Origin of the sequence: Hazenella coriacea (assembly GCF_004341825.1) — a bacterium.
GTDB lineage: Bacteria > Bacillota > Bacilli > Thermoactinomycetales > Thermoactinomycetaceae > Hazenella > Hazenella coriacea.
Map to the genome: position 1 here is coordinate 176,426 of NZ_SMAG01000002.1, position 19,663 is coordinate 196,088.

The window sequence follows — 19,663 nt, forward strand, 5'->3', positions numbered from 1 at the left end:
GTTGCTCCGAACAGAAGAAATGTTATTAAATATCGGACCTCAACATCCTAGTACCCATGGCGTATTACGATTAGTCGTCAAAATTGATGGAGAGACGATTGTAGAAACTGAGCCAGTCATTGGTTATTTACATCGGGGAACGGAAAAACTTGCGGAAAATCTTAACTACACACAGATTATTCCCTATACAGATCGCATGGATTATCTTTCAGCCATGACCAATAACTACGCCATTGTTCATGCTGCTGAGAAGCTAATGGGCTTGGAGATTCCTGAACGCGCTGACTTTTTACGTGTCATTGTGATGGAACTGAATCGGGTCGCTAGCCACTTGGTATGGATGGGGACTTATTTGTTGGATATTGGTGCATTGACCCCATTTTTATATTCCTTCCGAGATCGAGAGGAAATCTTAAATCTCTTTAATGAGCTTTGTGGAGCCCGCTTAACTTATAACTACATGCGAGTGGGAGGAGTCAAATGGGATGCACCTCCAGGCTGGATTGAAAAAGTGGGTCGTTTTGTTGAATATATGAAAAAACAAATGAATGAATATCATGGACTGATCTCCGGAAATGAGATTTTCATCCAACGAACCAAAGGTGTTGGCATCTGTGATCGAGATTTGGCCATGCAATATGCGATTTCAGGAGCCAATCTTCGAGTGACAGGCGTCGATTGGGATTTACGTAAAAATAAACCTTACTCGATTTATGACCGTTTTGAATTTGATGTTCCTGTTGGTAAGGTTGGGGACTTATATGAAAAGTATCATTTGCGGATGCAGGAGATTGTTGAATCTCTCAAAATCGTAGAACAAGCTGTCAATCAATTTCCCGAAGGTGGAGCGACGATGGGAAAAGTTCCTCGAGTGTTACGCGTTCCTGAAGGTGAAGTTTATGTAGGAATCGAGTCGCCACGTGGAGAATTAGGTTGTCACATTGTTAGTAAAGGAAAAGACAAACCATGGCGGTTGAAGTTCCGACGTCCCTCATTTTACAACTTACAGATTTTGCCCCACTTACTTAAAGGAGAAAATATTTCAAACTTAGTTGCCATTCTAGGAGGCATCGATATCGTGCTTGGGGAGGTAGATGGCTGATGAATCCCCTGTTGATTTTAGCACCTGTTCTTTTGTTAATGGTTGTGTTAGGTTTTGTTACTTATGCAATTTTATTTGAGAGAAAAGTGATTGGTTGGATTCAAAACCGACCAGGACCGAATCGTGTGGGACCTTGGGGAGTTTTCCAAACAGTTGCTGACGTTTTTAAGTTGTTGATCAAGGAAGATATCATCCCTACAAAAGCGGATGTCTCCTTGTTTAAGTTAGCTCCTATTATTGCGTTTGTTCCATCATTTGCAGTATTAGCGGTGATCCCGTTTACTGATCAGATTCAATTTGCTGACTTTGCGATCGGTGTCCTTTATTATATTGCAATTGCGAGTATGACGATCATCGGTGTTTTGGTCGGAGGATGGGCATCCAATAACAAATATGCATTGTTAGGAAGTATGCGGTCAGCCGCTCAGATGATCAGTTATGAGATTCCACTGGTGATGTCTGTAGTGGGCATCATTATGACCACCCAATCGATCAACCTCGTTGATATAGTGGAAGCACAAAAAGATGTTTGGTTCATTTTTCCACAGTTTATAGGGTTTGTGGTCTTTTTGATCTCTGCTTTATCTGAGTTGAATCGTACTCCTTTTGACCTACCAGAAGCAGAGTCTGAATTAGTCGCTGGATATCACGTAGAATATACAGGATTCCGGTTCGCCTTCTTTATGCTCGCTGAATATGTCTATATCTTTGCAATGTCATCACTCAGCACTGTTTTATTCTTTGGTGGATGGAATGCCCCATTTGGACTTACTTTTTTACCACCTCTTGTTTGGTTTATCTTAAAGTTCTCGTGTGTCGTTTTCTTCTTGTTTTGGCTTCGTGGAACAATGCCACGGATTCGGATGGATCAGCTCATGCAGTTTGCGTGGAAAGTATTACTGCCACTAGCTATACTCAATATCTTTGTGACAGCAGCATTAAAGGAAGTGCCTTGGTTTAGTCAGTTTTATTAGAGCTCAATCGCTTTTGGAAAGTGATGATCCAGATGCAACACCGTATTTTAGATATGAAGGAGGGAAGCGGGCATGTTTGGTTTAGTCAAAGGACTTGGCATCACTCTAAAAAATATGACAAAACCCAGAGTAACTGTCAGCTATCCAGATGAACCGCTGGTGATGCCAGATCGCTTTCGTGGCATCCAACATTTTGACCCGGAAAAGTGCATTGTTTGTAACCAATGTGCGCGGATCTGCCCGACAGACTGTATCACCCTTACCGGAAAGAAAAATCCAGATCCTGATAAAAAAGGAAAAGTGATTGACACTTATGATATAAACTTTGAAATTTGTATTTTATGTGATTTGTGTACAGAAGTATGTCCGACGGAAGCCATTGTTATGACCAATAATTTTGAGTTGGCGGTTTATAGTCGTGATGAATTATTTAAAGATATGGAATGGCTTCATAACAACAATCAAAATATCCGGGCGGAAAATATGTCCAGTAAGCCCAAAACACCAGGAGGGAAAAAATCATGAACCTAACTGGTGAGGCGATCGCCTTTTTTATTCTTTCGGTAATGGCAATTGGTGGTGCTGTATTTATGATTAACTTGACTAAAGTGATTCATATGGCTCTATCAATGGCTTTTACCTTTTTCAGCATCGCAGGGATTTATTTGTTACTCAATGCTGAGTTTATTGCTGTGATCCAAATCTTGATCTATACAGGAGCCATTTCGATTCTGATGTTATTCGGTATTATGTTAACCAAGCATCATGATGAGGATCGCCCTAGTATTCATCAATGGCACACGGTTTTCAGCTTTGTAGCAGTTGCTGGTTTTTTTGGATTGATGATGTGGATCATCTATCGTAATCCCATCGTAGGAGACACGGCAAATCTTCAAGAATTCAGTGTGAGTAAACTAGGGGAGATCGTGTTTAAACATTATGTGATTCCCTTTGAACTTGCTTCGGTTTTACTCCTCGTCGCTCTGGTAGGGGCGGTCATTCTTGCAAAAAAGGAGGAGAATTAGCTGATGCCTGTCACTTCTTATTTAGCGTTAGCGGCTATCCTGTTTTGTATTGGCTTATACGGGGTCTTAACAAAGCGGAATGCGGTCATCGTTCTATTCTGTATTGAGTTAATGTTAAATGCTGTAAACTTAAATCTTGTCGCATTCTCCAAGTTTGGCTTATACCCCAACCTCACCGGGCAAATATTTACCTTATTTACGATTACTGTAGCGGCAGCAGAAGCCGCTGTGGGAATTGCCATTCTAATTGCTCTGTATCGAAATAAAGGAACAGCAGAAGCAGATCAGTATAACTCTATGAAAGGTTAAACTTCAAACAAGAAAAATTAAGGAAAAGGATGGGTCTCAATGATTGCGTTATATATTCCCCTCTTCCCCTTGTTGGCCTTTCTTCTGCTGATCGTAGGGAGGAAGGTTTGGAAGAAAAGTATCGCTGCCTCGATCGGGATGGGTGCGACAGGGATTGCCTTCTTCTGTTCTCTTCCTGTGCTGTGGGAAAGTATTCAGCAGATCAAACCGATCACGTGGAAGATGCACTGGTTCCAAATGGGACTCTATGATATCCAGTTGAGTTTTGAGTTAGGGGCACTACAAGTTTTGATGCTCGTGATTGTAAGTGGAGTCAGTTTTCTAGTTCAGATTTACTCATGGGGATATATGAAGGAAGATGAACGACTTCCTGCATTTTATGCTTATCTCTCTCTATTCACTTTCTCTATGCTAGGATTAGTCATCTCTGCTAACCTTTTGCAAATCTATATTTTCTGGGAATTGGTAGGTGTCTGTTCCTTCTTACTCGTTGGGTTTTGGTACTTTAAGCCTGAAGCGAAAGCTGCGGCCAAAAAGGCGTTTATCGTGACCCGAATTGGAGATTTAGGCTTATTTATTGCGATTGGTCTTCTTTTTGCCCATGTCGGTAGTTTTGAGCTAAGTGATTTAAAAATGGCTGTATCCATGGGTGAGTTAGAAGCTGGGTTGATCACACTCACTGCTATTCTCATCTTCATCGGTGCGATGGGGAAATCAGGTCAATTTCCATTACATACATGGTTACCAGATGCGATGGAAGGTCCAACTCCTGTCAGTGCATTAATCCATGCGGCAACGATGGTCGCAGCGGGAGTTTATCTAGTGGCTAACCTATTTTTCCTTTTTCAAGCATCAGAGACGGCAATGACAGTTGTTGCTTATGTAGGTGGTTTTACTGCGATTTTTGCTGCAACGATTGGTGTTGCACAGAATGATATCAAACGTGTGCTTGCTTATTCAACAGTGAGTCAACTCGGCTACATGATGCTTGCTCTTGGCTCTGCGGGTTATGTGGCAGGAGTTTTCCATCTGATGACACATTCGTTTTTTAAAGCACTTCTTTTCTTAGGTGCAGGAGCTGTTATCATGAGTCTTCATCATGTACAAGATCTTCGTAAAATGGGCGGTTTATGGAAGACCCATCGTTGGTTAGGTATATGGTTTTTAGTAGGTTGTTTGTCCATAGCAGGAATCCCACCATTCTCTGGCTTTTTCTCCAAAGATGAAATCTTGCTAAGCACATATGCTGATGGTCGGATCGGATTATTTATTGTCGGACTGACAGCAGCCTTCTTTACTGCCTTTTATATGTTTAGACTCTTTTTTATGGTGTTTACAGGAGAGTCTCGTTCTGAACAGCAACCAACTAAGGCTTCTGGATGGATGATGGTGCCGATTGTCATCTTGGGGCTTTTCTCCATCGGTGCAGGGTTTGTTCAAACGCCGACTCCATGGTTGAGCGACTGGTTAACACAAAGTTCTGGAGTAACTAGTATTTCTCTGACAAGTGCACCTAGCTGGATTCCGGTTGTGGCTGTAGTCGTAGCTCTTTTGGGAATCAGTCTGGCATATTACATGTATGTGAAGAAACCTTCAGCACCTGCTACACTAGCTGGAAAGCTCCCTTGGGCGTATCAGTTGGTTCATCGGAAATATTATATTGATGAGTGTTACGAAGTGATGTTTGTATACTCACTCAAAGGCTTAGGTTGGTTTCTATACGGCTGGGATCGCTTTATCGTTGGTGGACTTGTCCATTTAAGTGCCAGCTTGGTTTCTTGGATTGGGCAACTGGGTTCCCGTCTACAAAATGGGCAAGTACAAACTTATGCGTTGATCAGCTTGATCGGTTTTGTTTTGTTACTTGTCGGTTTGACAGCGGGGAGGTTGTTTGAATGAATTGGATTTTAACTTGGCTACCCACATTAGTCACCTTTTCTCCATTAGTTGGTTTACTGGTACTTCTTTTGCTTTCACGTGATAAAAAAGGTTGGCACCGCTGGGTGACTGTTCTCGCTAGTTTGATACCTTTAGGTCTGGCGAGTTGGATGTATGTTCTTTTTGATATTGGGAGTAAAAGCATGCAGTTCACGCAAAAGTTGGATTGGTTTAAAATTTGGTTCACACCCGAAGAGAGTTGGACATTTACCTACAGCATGGGTGTCGATGGATTGTCAATGCCACTCGTTTTATTAACTGCACTAATCACTACTTTAGCGATCTATGCTTCTCGAACGATTAAAGAACACACAAAATCCTACTACTCGCTACTGCTCTTGTTGGAAGTGGGCATGTTGGGTGTCTTTTTAGCCAATACCCTTTTCCTATTTTTCATCTTCTTTGAAATCACTTTGGTTAGCACATTCTTCTTAATCGGTCGATGGGGATTCCTTTCAAAAGAAAAAGCTGCGAATCACTTTTTGCTTTACAACGGATTAGGATCAGGATTTTTACTATTTGCGATGATTGGGCTTTTTCTTCTCACCCAGTCACTCGACTATCAAACATTGGAAGAAGTGATCCCCGAGTACCTAACATCCATGGATCAACTGGAACCTGTGCTTCAAACGTTAGTTTGGGGAACTTTCATCAGTCTTTTGATTGCATTTGGAATAAAGCTTCCCATTTTTCCATTCCACTCTTGGATGTTGCGTGTACACGTCGAAGCACCACTTCCTGTGGTGATGATTCACTCGGGAATCTTGCTCAAAATGGGAGCTTACGGGCTTCTTCGCTTCAACTTGGGTCTTTTCCCAACGATGATGAAAGAAATCTCCACGATTATCTTGGTCATTGGGCTGATCGGAATTATTTATGGAGCGATTCTCGCTTTTGTGGAAACAGACTTAAAAAAGGTTTTGGCTTACTCTAGTGTGAGTCATATGGGGATTATTCTCCTAGGGATCTCCGCGTTTAACGAAATTGGAACTCAAGGGGCCCTATTTCAAGCTGTCTCACATGGTTTAATCTCAGCTTTACTCTTTTATTTAGTCTCTAGCTTATATGAGCGAACCAAAACCACTCAGTTGGATGAGTTAGGTGGATTAGCTAAAGCAATGCCACGTTTATCTGGTTACTTACTATTTGCAGGGATGGCGTTGTTGGGACTACCAGGCTTATCCGGATTTATTAGTGAATTAATGGCTTTTGTTGGACTCTTCCAAGTGAGACCGATTTTTGCAGCGGTTGGAACATTAGGTTTAATTCTCGCAGCTGTCTATGCGTTACGTGCAATCCTTAAAATAACATTTGGACCCATCCGTGAACGTCACGAACCCCTCAGTGACCTGAAATGGCAAGAAGTAGGTCCCATATGGGTTTTGGTTGGATTCATTGTACTGATCGGTGTTTACCCAGCTATTTTGGGTGATCCTATGCAACAAACTTTGCAACTACTTGTATCGAAGATGGGAGGGTAGGGCATGGAACAATATTTACTCGACTTTAATTGGAAGGTGATGGCTCCAGAGCTAATCATCGTCTCTGCCGCCGCCCTTCTGTCGTTGATTGATCTATTGTTTAAAGAGCATGCTTCCCGAAAGTGGATTGGCATCTTAGGTTTTTTGGCTGTCATTGCAGCTGAGAGTTGGGTTATTTACCACCTAGATGCGCCTGCTTATCAAATTTTAGGTGATACCTATCGGGTCGATGCGTTAAGTATGACGTTTAAAGCCATCATTTTGGCGGGAGCCGCTCTTGTCCTCTTATTATCTCTTTCGGTTCATAAGAGAAATTTAGAGACAAGTGAAGGAGAGTTTTATTATCTTTTTTTAACGGCTACTTTGGGTGCAATGATGATGGTATCTTCAGCCGATTTCATTACGCTATATGTAGGATTAGAGTTACTAAGTATCTCATCCTATATCTTGGTAGGAATTCGCAAAAAACATCTTCAATCGAATGAAGCAGCTTGGAAGTATCTCGTTCTAGGAGGTGTATCCTCCGCCTTCATTCTGTACGGGATGTCATTTGTCTATGGCTTGACGGGTAGTACCAATTTATTTATCGTTCAGCAACGGTTGATGGAAGTATACACTCAATATGACATGTTTGTTATTCTATCATTATTTTTAATGATGGTTGGCTTTGGTTTTAAGATCGCCACAGTTCCATTTCAAATGTGGGCACCCGATGTTTATCAAGGAGCCATGACCCCTGTTACTGCCTTTTTGGCTGTGGTCTCTAAAACAGCTGCATTTGCTTTTGTCATCCGGATCATTTTGATCGCTTATATGGTGTTGATTAACTATCAACAGTGGACAGAGATCGTGATGCCGATGCTGATGATTATTGCTGCTGCTTCCATGATTGTGGGGAATATCGTAGCCTTAAAGCAGACTGATATCAAGCGCCTCATGGCTTACTCAAGCATCGCACAAGCTGGGTATATTCTAGTTCCATTAATCACGTTGAGTAATTTGCTTTTTTCAGCAACCGTTTTTTATCTGATTGCCTATCTACTGATGACGTTAGGTGTGTTTGCCATCATCCAGACTGTAACCAGTAAGATGAAGACCAGTGAGTTAAAAGCTTTTGCAGGTCTCCATCAACGCTCCCCTTGGCTAGCTGCGGGGATGACTGTGTTATTAATCTCATTGGCAGGTTTACCTTTAACGGCTGGATTTATTGGTAAATTTTATCTGATCACCAATACGTTCCTCGTCGGTAAGTTTTGGCTGGCAGGTGTGATGATTTTAACTACAGTCATTTCGTATTACTACTATTTTGGTATCATTCGCCAGATGTACTTCCGTTCTCCAGTGGATGGAGAGAAAGTGGCTATTCCTTTTACAACTGCTTTTGTGATCCTAGTGGGAGTGGTTGGAACAATCGGCTTGGGTGTGGCTCCTGATTGGCTACTAACTGAACTGGGTTCGATCAATTGGGGTTCAGGGTTTAACTTAGCCGAAAATGTGAATCCAGCTACTTTATTGGAACAGAAATAAGGAGTAAACTTAGAACTGTAATCAAACATTTTGTTAAATATTTGAATACCCCGTTTCCAAACGACTTGGAGACGGGGTATTCTAAAGTTTGTAAAGAAAGATCAGATATCGGAGTGAGTCAATCTTTAGAAAACTAGTAATCACAGAATGATCAACATAGCTGTATTTCTCTCTACTCTGTTCACTTCTTTCAGAAAGCCTAGGTACTCGACTTGAGCAAAATAACTTGAATCAATTAGAAGTCGAGTAGTTTGATTCATTGAGCCTAGGAGGGGAGATAGTTCTCTGACGAACGACTTTTGCGGATCCGCTATGAGAGTGAGACAGAGAAACAGCGCCCCTGACAGGATCTAGATCCATATGCAATTAAAATGCTCAAGTCGAGCTAGCTAAAAAACTTTGCGAATGTATCGATTTTCTTGTACCATGGTTTCATATGGTGAACCTCTTTTTAAAGGAGTGCATATGATGGGGGGAGCGAATATCTTCGGGGTTTACGCCTTGATCAATACTTGCTTGTCATTACTATGTATGGTTGTTTGTTGGTGGGTGCTATCTGGTATTCGTATTGAAAAGATTTTTCGCACCCAACATACTGTGAGAGCCCGTGCACTATTAATTATTTTATCGATTGTTTTAGGCCATCTTCTCGCTTCCTTTTTTATCGATTATTTAGATTGGTCGAGATCGATTGGTAGGCTATTTGTATAAGGTCTATTCGATTCATAGCAGAATTAAACACTTCATAGTCAGCGTTTAACGAAGAATAGCCCAGATCAGTAATTTTTCAAGGAACAGCCTCTAGTCGAGAAAAGTATAAACTCTCCTGCAGTTGTGAAAAATGGGACTAATGAAAGAAGTAGGGGAGATTAAAATGAAATATTTTTCAATGATTCAGGCTGGACTTTGGTTATTATTCAGTTTTTGCCTCGTAGGCTCTCAAATGAAGTTGGAGCCTGAAGAAATTTTACTGAACACGATACGAGAAATGGGTGTACAACCGGAAATCGCAGTTTTACACCATGGATCACGAGTAGAACAGGGATTGTCATCGAAACAACTTGATTCATTTGTTGTTCAGCTGATGAATAGTCTACAATTAAAGAATAAGAAAAAAGAAACGAATCGAGATGGCATCAAATATATAGCAACAGGAAAAATCGGACGAAACATAAACATAGATTTACACGTTATCAACGATGAACCCACAAGTACATGGATGAAACCTTATATCTCGATTCAACTTAAAAGTCGTGGCCAGACAGATTCAGAATGGCTTCGGGCTCGTAACATAATCGTACATGCTCTTCAATCAAATGGACTGATACCTAAGCTTCATATCTCTTTTCAAGGATCGATGAAGAACATGTCTTCCCGCTTAGAACAACCCATTGTTCAAGCGTTAAAAAAGTTACATGCCACAGAGATTGAATCGATGCGAACAAGCCATACAGTAAGTATATCTGCATATTCCCCACAGTTACCTGATCGATTAAAGACAGGTGGTGGTTGGATGAATGTACAGGTTGCTTCTAGATGGAGCCACGATAATCAACGGCTGATCTTTACGATCGGAACGCCGATTATCACCATAGAATACTAGTTCATGCGGAGGGAAGACACTTGGAAAAAATCATTGTTCAGGGTGGGGCACGTTTAAGAGGAAGAGTAAAAGTACATGGGGCTAAAAACGCCGTACTCCCTCTCATTGCCGCTTCTATACTCGCTTCACGCGGAGATATTACTATTTTAGATGTTCCTATGCTCGAAGATGTAAAAACGATTACCCAGATGCTAGAACGTCTAGGAATCTCAGTCGAAATAGGAAACGATGAGTTGAAGATTAATGCTGAGAAGCTCAATACCTCCACCGCTTATGATCTTGACGATCTTGTACGTAAAATGCGTGCTTCTTTTATTGTGATGGGTCCTTTACTTGCACGGAAAAAGCATGCTCGTATTCCATTACCAGGTGGTTGTGCCATTGGGAGTCGTCCGATTGACCTTCATCTCAAAGGATTAGAAGCGATGGGGGTTACCTTTGATATTACCCAAGGACATATCGAAGGACATGTGGCTGATCGTCTCAAAGGGGCAACGATTTATCTGGACTTTCCAAGTGTAGGAGCAACGCAAAATATTATGATGGCTGCTACTCTTGCTGAAGGCAGAACCGTCATAGAAAATGCCGCTTGTGAACCAGAAATTATCGACTTGGCTAACTTCCTCAATGTGATGGGAGCTAAAGTACGTGGTGCTGGGACTGATGAGATTCGGATTGATGGAGTAGATATTCTCAGAGGGACTGAATACACAGTAATTCCAGATCGGATTGAGGCTGGAACTTATATGGTAGCTGCCGCTGCCACCCGTGGAGAAGTATTTATCGAAGGAGCTATTTCTGATCATCTGACCCCTCTCATTGCCAAAATGCGTGAAATGGGTGTTCATGTATTGGATGGAGAAAATGGGATTCATGTACGTGCAGATGGAGAGTTAAAGCCGATTGATGTAAAAACCCTTCCCCATCCTGGCTTCCCAACAGATATGCAATCACAAATGATGGCATTAATGCTGACGGCTAAGGGAACAAACATCTTGACTGAAACCGTATTTGAAAACCGGTTTATGCATGTAGAAGAGTTAAAACGGATGGGTGCAAAAATAAAAATTGATGGACGAAGCGCAATCATTGAAGGTGGACGTCCTCTTTCAGGTGCACAAGTAAAAGCGACTGACTTACGTGCAGGAGCCGCCTTGATCATCGCTGGATTAACAGCAAATGGAGTCACAGAACTAACAGAACTTCTTCATGTGGATCGAGGATACGTAGATATTGTAGGGAAGTTTAGTGGACTGGGTGCTCAGATTAAGCGCGTTCATGTAGAAGATGAGAAAGAGACTTCTGTTCACCAACATTTTTATGCCTAACTCGTTTGAACTCTCAACGAATAAGCAGAAATTACCTAGGACGTCGACAATCCAATCATAAGAAAAGAAAAAGCAGGTGAGTCTATGCTAGACTTTACCTGTTTTTTCTTTTTCTAGTTTATTGTTCTAAGTAAGTGATTTACTTTCATAGTTTAGTAGTAAAGATTAAGACAAGAAACGGAGGCGGAAAAATTGCAGAAGCGAATTATTTTTCTTTTTGTGATACTAACTCTTATGATTTTGCTTGTCCCTACCCTCTTGGTCACGACCTTTTCTGAATCGACTGATTCCGTAGCGCAAGTAGAGGCTAAAGAAGCGGTTCAAAAGAAAAAAACTACCATTATCCCTTCTGATGAAAAGATGCCACCGGTTCGTGTTTACTTAACTAAAGAAAAGAGAGTGCTAGAAGTACCATTAGAGGAGTATATCACAGGAGTTGTGGCCTCCGAGATGCCAGCAGACTTTCATGAAGAGGCATTAAAAGCGCAAGCTTTGGCAGCTAGAACTTACATTGTCAAACGCCTAACTAAGAAGGAATTTACTGATTTAGCACGTTGGGGAACGATTGCTAAGACTGCGCATGTTACAGATACTGTTCAACATCAAGTGTTCTCAACAGAACAACAATTACGTAGTCGTTGGGGGATTCAATACGACGAGAAACAAAAGAGGATCGAGTCTGCGGTCCAAGCAACTAAAGGAAATATCATTGTTTATCAAGGAGAACCCATCTATGCAGCCTTTTTTTCAACTAGTAATGGTCGAACTGAAAACTCTGAAGACTATTTTCTAACAAACTATCCATATCTGCGAAGTGTCGACTCATCTTGGGACCAACAATCACCGAAATATGATAAAGAACAAGTCCTCACGATGCATCAGTTTACTCAATTGTTAGCTAAAGAAACGGGTAAATCCATTGCCATTCCAACAGCTGCTAGCCCAGGTCAATGGATGCGTGTGATTGAAAAAACAGCAGGAAATCGAATTCTCAAAATTCGAATAGGTGATGAGATCTTTTCAGGGCGTGAAGTGAGAGAAGCACTGCACTTAGCATCTTCCGATTTTAGTTGGCAGGTAAAAGGAAACGAAATGATCTTTACCACTAGAGGCTATGGTCATGGTGTAGGGATGAGCCAATGGGGTGCCCATTTAATGGCTAAACAAGGGAAAGAAGTGCTAGATATTATTCAGCATTATTACCAAGGTGTGAAAGTTAAACCCATTTCAGCTGTTCAGGGGGACAAAAAATAGCACTGTTCTTTGATGGGCAGTGCTATTTATAATATAGCTGGTGACTGCATTTGGAAAGTATTGATGAATAAGCTGTATCGGAGCAATGATGAATCCAAGAGGATCATTAACAAAAGCTACTTTGTTAGCTGCTTTGATTCACATTGATGATGATTCTAATGAAGATGCCAATAGTGCAGTTGATGTCATAGCTTACTGGCATGTTGGATTAAATCGTGATGTAATTATGAAAGGGGTGGAATGATTTGATTAAATTAATTAAACAGGAAGAAAGTGAAACTATCTATTGGGAAGTTTGGCAAAACGGTAGAACCTTAATCATCCATTACGGCACAGTCGGGGATCTTGGAGAAACAGAAGAGATGAAATTGCCTGTGTTTCAAAGGGCAGAAAAATTAATGGATGAACTAGCTAAAGAAAAAGTTAATGACGGTTTTGAGTACCTAGAAGAGGATGAATTGTTTCAGCTAGTGGTTCAATATAGTTATAAAGAAAATGAAGGGCAAACAGCACTTAAGCTTAGATACACTGTTGAAGACTTAATGAACGAATGTTTAGGTTGGACAGGCAATGGTTCATGTGATGGTGGCGATATCGGAAGTGGAACAGCTAATATTTTCAACTACGTGGTTGATGTAGAAAAGGCTACACAAACCATTGTAGAGGAATTAATAAATAACAATTTAATAGAGGGTGCAAAAATTGCTTATTTAAATCCTGAAGATGAAGAATATATCGTTTTATACCCCGTAGGAGCAGAATTTGACCTGATGTAAAAGAGCGTTGCGATTTCTCATTATTCAGCACTATTGCAAACAAAAAATAGCAATGTCCTTTAAAGGACATTGCTGGTTAGGTAATATAACTGATGACTGCATTTGGAAAGTATTGATTGATAAGATGTTTCATATGCTCATGGATCGCTTTCATATGAACATCAGGATAGACATACTTGGTGCGTCCGTAACGACCCCATTTCTTCTTTCTTTCTTCCTCGTTCATTTCGAGCTTTGTTTGAGGATATCTCTTTTCAATGATATTTTTGGCTGTTTTAGTGAAGCGATGAGTGATTAATTCAAAGGTTAAGTCAGGTAGGTCACTAGGTAAGGTATTCGCTAATTTTCTCACTAAATCATGATATTGCTCTTCCCAACCCTCAAAGATCATAATCGGGGCAATGATGAATCCAAGAGGATAATTGGCAAGAGCTACTTTGTTAGCTGCTTTGATTCGTTCATCAATGGGTGAAGTGCCTGGCTCAAACTGGTTAACTACATAAGAGGCATTGATACTAAATCGAAACCGTGTATGTCCTTGATGATTTGCATCCAGTAAGGAATCTACATGAGCAAACTTGGTAACAAAACGGAGACGACCTAATTTTTGTTGACCGATAAACTCGATCGTTTTCTTTAATGAGCCTGTGATATGTTCGATCCCTACAGGGTCTGATGTACAAGCTGCTTCAAAACGGGTGATCTCTGGGGCTCTCTCATGAATATATTGAAGAGTTTGTTGAAAGATATCCTCCAGGTTCACATAGACCCGAATATAAGGTCTTTTTCCCATCGTCGTCTGTAGATAACAATAGTGACAATGTCCCATACATCCTGTAGCCAAAGGTAGCGCATATTCGGCAGAAGGCTTAGAGGTATCAAACTTAAGTGTCTTACGAACTCCTATGACTAATGTTCGTTTGGCAATTCGGTATTTTTCTAATTCGGTTTCACCAGGTAAATCAGTGATTCGATTATGAGAGGTAGTCATTTTGATTGGGATGTCTAATCCCCGATATTTTTCGTACAATTCTTGACCTAACGGATAGTTGAGTGCATTCGGTTCAAAGTAGATGAGATCTGGCTGGAATGGCTTCATCATCCACCTCCTATGGAGAATAGGGTTTTCCAACCGGCTAAAAGTTATACAAGTTTGTGGGAATGTAATCAGGTAGAATTCGAATAGTGGAGCAAACTTCTACTATTCTTCGTAAGGGATCAGCTCATGGAAGGCAAAATCGAGCTTCGATGATAACCGTTTGGTAATCATGGCTTCATCGACACTACAGTCATCAATGATCTTGAGTTGACATACTACTGGTTGTGAATTTACGAAAAATTGACAGCGTTGGGTATAAAATGAGTTTTCTCTGTCAAAGATGGTTGCTGAGGTGATTAATCGATGAAACCTGAGGAACCAAACAACAAAATTCCATCCTTTGAAAAAGCAAAACGCCGTTTAAAATGGAAACGACTTCTAGCTAAAAAGTGGTTTTTCCCAGCTGTTTATTTAGCAGCTGCAGCACTGATTCTCACACTCGCTTGGGTGTATCAAGGATACAAACTACAGGAAGTATCCAAACAAACTAAACTTCCAGTTAGTCAAGATACGATTCTACCTACAGAACCTCTACCCATGAATCCAACAGATGATCAGTTAGCCATGCCTGTATCTAAAGATTCACAAGCGGAAAAAACCATGGAGTATTATGATGAAGCGACTCCGGAAAATAAACGTGAAGCTTCTTTAGTGAGATACGCAAGTGCCTTATGGCCTCACAGTGGTATGGACTTTGCTAGAAAAGACGGAAAAACGTTTGATGTTGTTGCTACATTAGATGGTAAAGTTGTCCGTGTAGAAGATCATCCCATTGTTGGACAACAAATTGAGATTCAGCATGAGAGTGGGATCGTAAGTGTTTATCAAAGCCTCGATGATATCAAAGTTAAAAAAGGTCAAGCTGTAAAAGAAGGAGATGTCATCGCTAAAGCGGGTCGCAACACTTTTGAAAAAGATGCAGGGATTCATCTCCATTTTGAAATTCGAAATAAACAAAACCAAACGTTGAATCCTGAGCAATACTTAAAAAATTAATGTGGGACCGTCCTTAGTTAGGGCGGTTTTTTTATTTGTTTGAATTAGACCTCGAGGCGGTTCTAATTCAAACAAATATCACGTTTTAGCTTGTCAAGGCTTGTTTATAGAGAATAACCCTTCAAACCGCTCATATAATGTACCAAATATGACGAGAGGAGGAGAGCCATCAAGTGCATGATTATATAAAAGAAAGAACCATAAAAATAGGGCAATACTTTGTAGAGACTAGAAATACGGTACGGACTATTGCTAAAGAATTTGGGGTCTCCAAAAGTACGGTTCATAAAGATTTGACGGAGCGTTTACCTGAAATTAATCCAGATTTAGCAAGTCAAGTGAAAGAGATTCTTGAGTATCATAAATCGATTCGCCATATTCGAGGAGGGGAAGCAACAAAAATAAAATATAAGCGAAAATCTCCAGTTAAAGATCTGAGGTCAAGGGAGATCACAGTTAGGATTTAAATATCTAATCTCTACAGCACCGGAAAAATGGTTAATATATTTCGTTATGTTTTGAAGGTTTTATGGATTTTAAATAAATTCCGGTGCTTTTCGATATGAAAACCCACAAAACTCTCACATACTGGTTGAAACGTTAGTGTAGACTTATGTCAAGAGTTACGATATATTCTATTTATGAACAGTTGGAATGAGCCCATGAATTAGTTAATATGATCGATTTTTCCTTGAAAGTATGTTTCTTTTAATAGGACGAGCAGTTATTAAGTAGAAGTTAGCTTGGAGAGGAAATGCTAAATGAGTTATCCGGACAAAGAAAAACGAGTTGATAATCAGTCGGGAAAAGTGGAGAATCGTCCAACAGAGCCTAGTAGAAAGAAACCGAATCCCCCATTAAAAGAGCTAAGTAAAGAGCAAGAATCACGTTTGCCTGTGGGTAAGCTCAAATGGAGCAAAGAGGAAGAAGAGGTACAAGATACACAATTGAATTTGGGGAATAATAAGCAACAACCAAATTCTCCAGCTCCTAAGATGGATGAAGATCATATAGAGAAAGCATCAACAAAAGAAGTGCATGATCAGATTGCAGCTAGTCAAAGTAGTGAAAATCTGTCAGAGCCTTATCAATCGTCACCAGAAGGTAACGACAATTCGAAGCAACGTTCCTTATCTTTAGAGGATACGTTAACTCCGATCGATTTTAAAGAGTATCCAATTGAACCTGATCCAAAAGAAGAGACTTCTTCAGCAAAAAATCGATCGACTAGGTCTAAAGGGAATTCAAATATGTCAACATTAGATCTGGGTGAAGATGATGGTGATCATACCGATGAAGGTGAATCATCGCAAGGGAAAGTTATTGCCAAGAAAGCGTTGAAGATTTTATGGTTACCATTACTTCTGATCATTGTACTAATTGTTGGGCTAATGTTTGGGCACTCTTTTGGTGGAGAGTCTGCAACTGGTGTGTTTGATTTAAGTATGTGGGAACACATTTATGATCTCATCTACTCTGAATAAACCCGTCTATGTAAGGGAGCAACAGACGGGAGTCTTTTGTGTTTATCTACGATGTGATGTCCACTTTGTCGGCAAGGCTGTAAGGAGGGAGTCCTAAGATGAACTTGCCCAATTTGCTTACCTTGGTTCGTTTTGCTTTAATCCCTGTTTACTTTGTTGTATTCTTTTCAGAACTACCAGGGAACATGTTATGGGCGTTAGGGATTGTTCTCCTTGCAGGGATCACCGATGTCGTCGATGGTTACCTTGCTCGTAGGAATCATCAAATTACCCAATTGGGAATTATGTTAGATCCCCTCGCCGATAAATTGATGATGCTTTCCGTCTTTTTATCTCTGTTGATTTCTGGAAAAATTAGTATTTGGGCAGCAGCTGCTATTTTCTTCCGGGATGCAGCGATGATCGTCTGCTCTGCTATTTTCCATTTCAGTGGAAGAAAAACGGTACCAGCAAATATCCTCGGCAAACTAACAACATTCCTGTTCTACATTGCGCTATTTATGATTATGTTGAGCTATCCAATGGCTGAGACATTTTTATGGGTTGTGATTGTACTTTCCTATATCACTACACTCATCTACATGCTTCAGCTAAAAACGATCAACGAACAGACCTTGTAATAGAAGAATCGGGGTGAAATTTCTTCCCGATTCTTTTTTTGTTTTTAGATATCTTGTATGATAATTAGCTAGGAGGTGCCCGTATGATTGTACGCAATATCATTCGTTCTATTCGTGTAGAAACACCATCAAATCCAGGAAACTTAGGTAAAGTCACTACAGCTATTGGGCAAGAAGGCGGGGATATTGGTGATATTACAACGATCAAAATTGGACCTTTTTCTACGGTTCGAGATATCACCGTACATTGTGCAAGTGATGAGCAACTAGAAAAAGTAGTCAGTTCAATCAGCGATTTAGAAAATGGAATCACTGTGCATGCCGTGTCAGATGATGTTTTACGTGCACATGAAGGTGGAAAAATACAGATGAAAAGTCGGATTGACATTCGTTCATTAGCCGACTTACGCCGTGTGTATACACCTGGTGTAGCTGATGTTTGTCGTGTGATTGAAGAAGAGCCAGAGAAGGCAAGATTTTATACAAGTATTGGGAATACGGTCGCGATTGTCACTGACGGAACAGCTATTCTAGGTTTAGGTAATATTGGACCTGTAGCAGGAATGCCTGTAATGGAAGGGAAAGCGGCTTTATTAGATAGATTTGCGGGGATTAGTGGAGTTCCGATTCTTTTAGATACAAGTGATCCAGAGGAAGTCGTAAAAACGGTCAAACATATTTCTCAGGGATTTGGTGGTATTTTATTAGAGGATATAGGTTCACCGCACTGTTTTGAAATTGAAGAGAGACTAAAGGAAGAACTTAAGATTCCAGTGATGCATGATGATCAACATGGAACAGCAGTGGTAACTCTTGCAGCTGTGATTTCTTCCTGTCGTTCTGCAGGAATTAATCTCAAGGAAGCTGTTGTGGGTCAAATAGGCTTAGGTGCTGCTGGATTGGCGATTTGTCGTATGTTTATGGCTTATGGTGTCAAAGAAATGTATGGAGTCGATCGACAACCCGAAGCTTTAGAACGTCTTTCCAATTATGGTGGAACACCACTCGATTCCGTGGAGCAATTAATGAGTCAATGCGATATTGTGGTGGCAACTACAGGTGTTCCTGGGTTGATTCAACCCGAGATGGTTCGAGACGGTCAAGTCATTTTACCATTATCTAACCCCAAACCTGAGATTGAACCTGAGGAAGCTGTAAAGGCTGGGGCTGCTTTCTCTGCTGATGGTCGTTCTGTTAATAATGTTTTAGGGTTTCCGGGGATTTTTCGAGGTGTCCTCAATGCAGGAGCTACACAAATTACACACGATATGTTAGTCGCAGCCGCTACTGCGATTGCTGATTGTACAAGCCCTGGTGAACTAGCTCCTCACCCTCTAGACCCTAAAGTTCATATTGAAGTGGCCAAAGCAGTTGAGCAAGTAGCTCTCCAATAATCAGGTGAATATCTGGTCTTTTTTTTATAATGATATTCAAATTCGTTGGTTTGCAGAAAAGGTAGAATAGTAATCAGGTTTTGCTTTCGGTATAATGAGGGAAGGTTACGATGAAAGGGGAAACTACTTCATTATGGAGCTGGATATTAAGCAGATTCAAGAGATCATTCCACATCGCTACCCATTTCTGCTCATTGACCGAATTATAGAGTTAGAGCCCAAACAGAGAGCTGTAGGCATTAAAAACGTCACGATCAACGAGCCTTTTTTCCAAGGTCACTTCCCAGACTATCCAGTGATGCCTGGTGTATTGATCGTAGAAGCACTTGCTCAAGTGGGGGCAGTAATTGTTTTAAGTATGGAGGAAAACAAAGGGAAACTCGCTTTTTTCACAGGGATTGATAAAGTTCGTATTCGAGATCAAGTGAAACCAGGCGATGTACTAACCCTTGAAGTGGAAATGATTCGTTTACGCTCTAGTATGGGTAAAGGAAAAGCAACAGCTCGCGTTGGAGACAAAGTGGTTCTCGAAGGAGAACTCATGTTTGCGATATCATAATATATACGAGAAGGAAGGTTACCTCCAGTGGCCTTCCTTCTTCTTTCATTTTCAACTAAGTAAAAAGAAACGTAAAAAGAAATAGATTAATCCCCAGATGGGCAAACTCATGAGAAGACCGTTAATCAGACCAACAGCACAGTTCACTGAATCGTTGGCAACTCGGTTCTTTTTCATTTTTAAACTCGCTCCTG

Annotated in this window: 22 protein-coding genes; 20 read left to right on the top strand and 2 right to left on the bottom strand. The window is 40.7% G+C overall.

The features are described 5' to 3' along the window. Window position 1: 1 nt before the first annotated feature. From EDD58_RS04185 to EDD58_RS04245, 14 genes are all read left to right on the top strand, one after another. The gene (locus EDD58_RS04185) at window positions 2-1,102 is read left to right on the top strand and encodes an NADH-quinone oxidoreductase subunit D (RefSeq protein ID WP_131923593.1); all 1,101 of its coding nucleotides are present in this window, start codon (window positions 2-4) and stop codon (window positions 1,100-1,102) included. Further along, window positions 1,102-2,076 carry an NADH-quinone oxidoreductase subunit NuoH gene (nuoH, locus tag EDD58_RS04190; RefSeq protein ID WP_131923594.1) on the top strand — a complete coding sequence of 325 codons (975 nt, stop codon included), beginning with the start codon at window positions 1,102-1,104 and terminating at the stop codon, window positions 2,074-2,076. Before EDD58_RS04185 ends, nuoH begins: the two co-directional genes overlap by 1 nt. Window positions 2,077-2,148: 72 nt before the next feature. Beyond that, entirely contained in the window at window positions 2,149-2,601 is a 453-nt protein-coding gene (gene nuoI / locus EDD58_RS04195; protein WP_131923595.1) for an NADH-quinone oxidoreductase subunit NuoI, read from the top strand. Further along, a complete protein-coding gene (locus EDD58_RS04200) occupies window positions 2,598-3,101 on the top strand; it encodes an NADH-quinone oxidoreductase subunit J (RefSeq protein ID WP_131923596.1) in 504 nt (167 codons plus the stop codon). The genes nuoI and EDD58_RS04200 overlap by 4 nt, the downstream gene beginning before the upstream one ends. A 3-nt stretch (window positions 3,102-3,104) precedes the next feature. Then, a complete protein-coding gene (nuoK, locus tag EDD58_RS04205; RefSeq protein WP_131923597.1) occupies window positions 3,105-3,410 on the top strand; it encodes an NADH-quinone oxidoreductase subunit NuoK in 306 nt (101 codons plus the stop codon). A gap of 39 nt (window positions 3,411-3,449) precedes the next feature. Further along, the gene (gene nuoL / locus EDD58_RS04210; RefSeq protein WP_131923598.1) at window positions 3,450-5,309 is read left to right on the top strand and encodes an NADH-quinone oxidoreductase subunit L; all 1,860 of its coding nucleotides are present in this window, start codon (window positions 3,450-3,452) and stop codon (window positions 5,307-5,309) included. Continuing rightward, window positions 5,306-6,829, top strand: a complete 1,524-nt coding sequence (locus EDD58_RS04215) for a complex I subunit 4 family protein (RefSeq protein ID WP_131923599.1) — start codon at window positions 5,306-5,308, stop codon at window positions 6,827-6,829. Before nuoL ends, EDD58_RS04215 begins: the two co-directional genes overlap by 4 nt. 3 nt (window positions 6,830-6,832) lie before the next feature. After that, a complete protein-coding gene (locus EDD58_RS04220) occupies window positions 6,833-8,356 on the top strand; it encodes an NADH-quinone oxidoreductase subunit N (RefSeq protein WP_131923600.1) in 1,524 nt (507 codons plus the stop codon). 468 nt (window positions 8,357-8,824) lie between these two features. Then, entirely contained in the window at window positions 8,825-9,067 is a 243-nt protein-coding gene (locus EDD58_RS04225; RefSeq protein ID WP_165875787.1) for a DUF1146 family protein, read from the top strand. A 163-nt stretch (window positions 9,068-9,230) separates the two neighbouring features. Continuing rightward, a complete protein-coding gene (locus tag EDD58_RS04230) occupies window positions 9,231-9,959 on the top strand; it encodes a YwmB family TATA-box binding protein (protein ID WP_165875788.1) in 729 nt (242 codons plus the stop codon). A gap of 20 nt (window positions 9,960-9,979) precedes the next feature. Beyond that, complete coding sequence (gene murA, locus EDD58_RS04235) at window positions 9,980-11,287, top strand: UDP-N-acetylglucosamine 1-carboxyvinyltransferase (RefSeq protein ID WP_131923603.1); 1,308 nt, start codon at window positions 9,980-9,982, stop codon at window positions 11,285-11,287. Window positions 11,288-11,479: 192 nt separating this feature from the next. Further along, complete coding sequence (gene spoIID / locus EDD58_RS04240) at window positions 11,480-12,541, top strand: stage II sporulation protein D (RefSeq protein WP_131923604.1); 1,062 nt, start codon at window positions 11,480-11,482, stop codon at window positions 12,539-12,541. Between the two features lie 88 nt (window positions 12,542-12,629). Continuing rightward, a complete protein-coding gene (locus EDD58_RS14750; RefSeq protein ID WP_165875789.1) occupies window positions 12,630-12,785 on the top strand; it encodes a hypothetical protein in 156 nt (51 codons plus the stop codon). A 1-nt stretch (window position 12,786) separates the two neighbouring features. After that, window positions 12,787-13,317 (top strand): hypothetical protein, encoded by a 531-nt coding sequence (locus EDD58_RS04245; RefSeq protein ID WP_131923605.1) that lies wholly within the window; start codon window positions 12,787-12,789, stop codon window positions 13,315-13,317. A gap of 76 nt (window positions 13,318-13,393) precedes the next feature. On the opposite strand, the gene splB is transcribed toward EDD58_RS04245, so the two are convergent. Next, on the bottom strand, window positions 13,394-14,416 hold the full coding sequence (gene splB / locus EDD58_RS04250) for a spore photoproduct lyase (protein WP_131923606.1): 1,023 nt from the start codon (window positions 14,414-14,416) through the stop codon (window positions 13,394-13,396). A 303-nt stretch (window positions 14,417-14,719) separates the two neighbouring features. Here splB and EDD58_RS04255 point away from each other — a divergent pair, with 303 nt between their 5' ends. The 6 genes from EDD58_RS04255 to fabZ all read left to right on the top strand — a co-directional run bounded on the left by EDD58_RS04255 (window position 14,720) and on the right by fabZ (window position 19,469). Continuing rightward, the gene (locus EDD58_RS04255) at window positions 14,720-15,412 is read left to right on the top strand and encodes a M23 family metallopeptidase (protein WP_131923607.1); all 693 of its coding nucleotides are present in this window, start codon (window positions 14,720-14,722) and stop codon (window positions 15,410-15,412) included. A gap of 173 nt (window positions 15,413-15,585) precedes the next feature. Continuing rightward, a complete protein-coding gene (gene spoIIID, locus EDD58_RS04260) occupies window positions 15,586-15,879 on the top strand; it encodes a sporulation transcriptional regulator SpoIIID (protein WP_131923608.1) in 294 nt (97 codons plus the stop codon). A gap of 294 nt (window positions 15,880-16,173) precedes the next feature. Beyond that, a complete protein-coding gene (locus EDD58_RS04265) occupies window positions 16,174-16,896 on the top strand; it encodes a DNA-directed RNA polymerase subunit beta (RefSeq protein WP_131923609.1) in 723 nt (240 codons plus the stop codon). A gap of 98 nt (window positions 16,897-16,994) precedes the next feature. Further along, window positions 16,995-17,516, top strand: coding sequence for a CDP-alcohol phosphatidyltransferase family protein (locus EDD58_RS04270; RefSeq protein WP_131923610.1), 522 nt, complete (start codon window positions 16,995-16,997; stop codon window positions 17,514-17,516). Window positions 17,517-17,599: 83 nt separating this feature from the next. Further along, window positions 17,600-18,910, top strand: coding sequence for an NAD-dependent malic enzyme (locus tag EDD58_RS04275; RefSeq protein WP_131923611.1), 1,311 nt, complete (start codon window positions 17,600-17,602; stop codon window positions 18,908-18,910). 133 nt (window positions 18,911-19,043) lie between these two features. Further along, window positions 19,044-19,469: a 3-hydroxyacyl-ACP dehydratase FabZ gene (gene fabZ / locus EDD58_RS04280; protein WP_131923612.1), complete on the top strand. Its 426-nt coding sequence runs from the start codon at window positions 19,044-19,046 to the stop codon at window positions 19,467-19,469. 51 nt (window positions 19,470-19,520) lie between these two features. On the opposite strand, the gene EDD58_RS15230 is transcribed toward fabZ, so the two are convergent. Further along, on the bottom strand, window positions 19,521-19,646 hold the full coding sequence (locus tag EDD58_RS15230) for a hypothetical protein (RefSeq protein ID WP_279389093.1): 126 nt from the start codon (window positions 19,644-19,646) through the stop codon (window positions 19,521-19,523). Window positions 19,647-19,663: the final 17 nt, after the last annotated feature.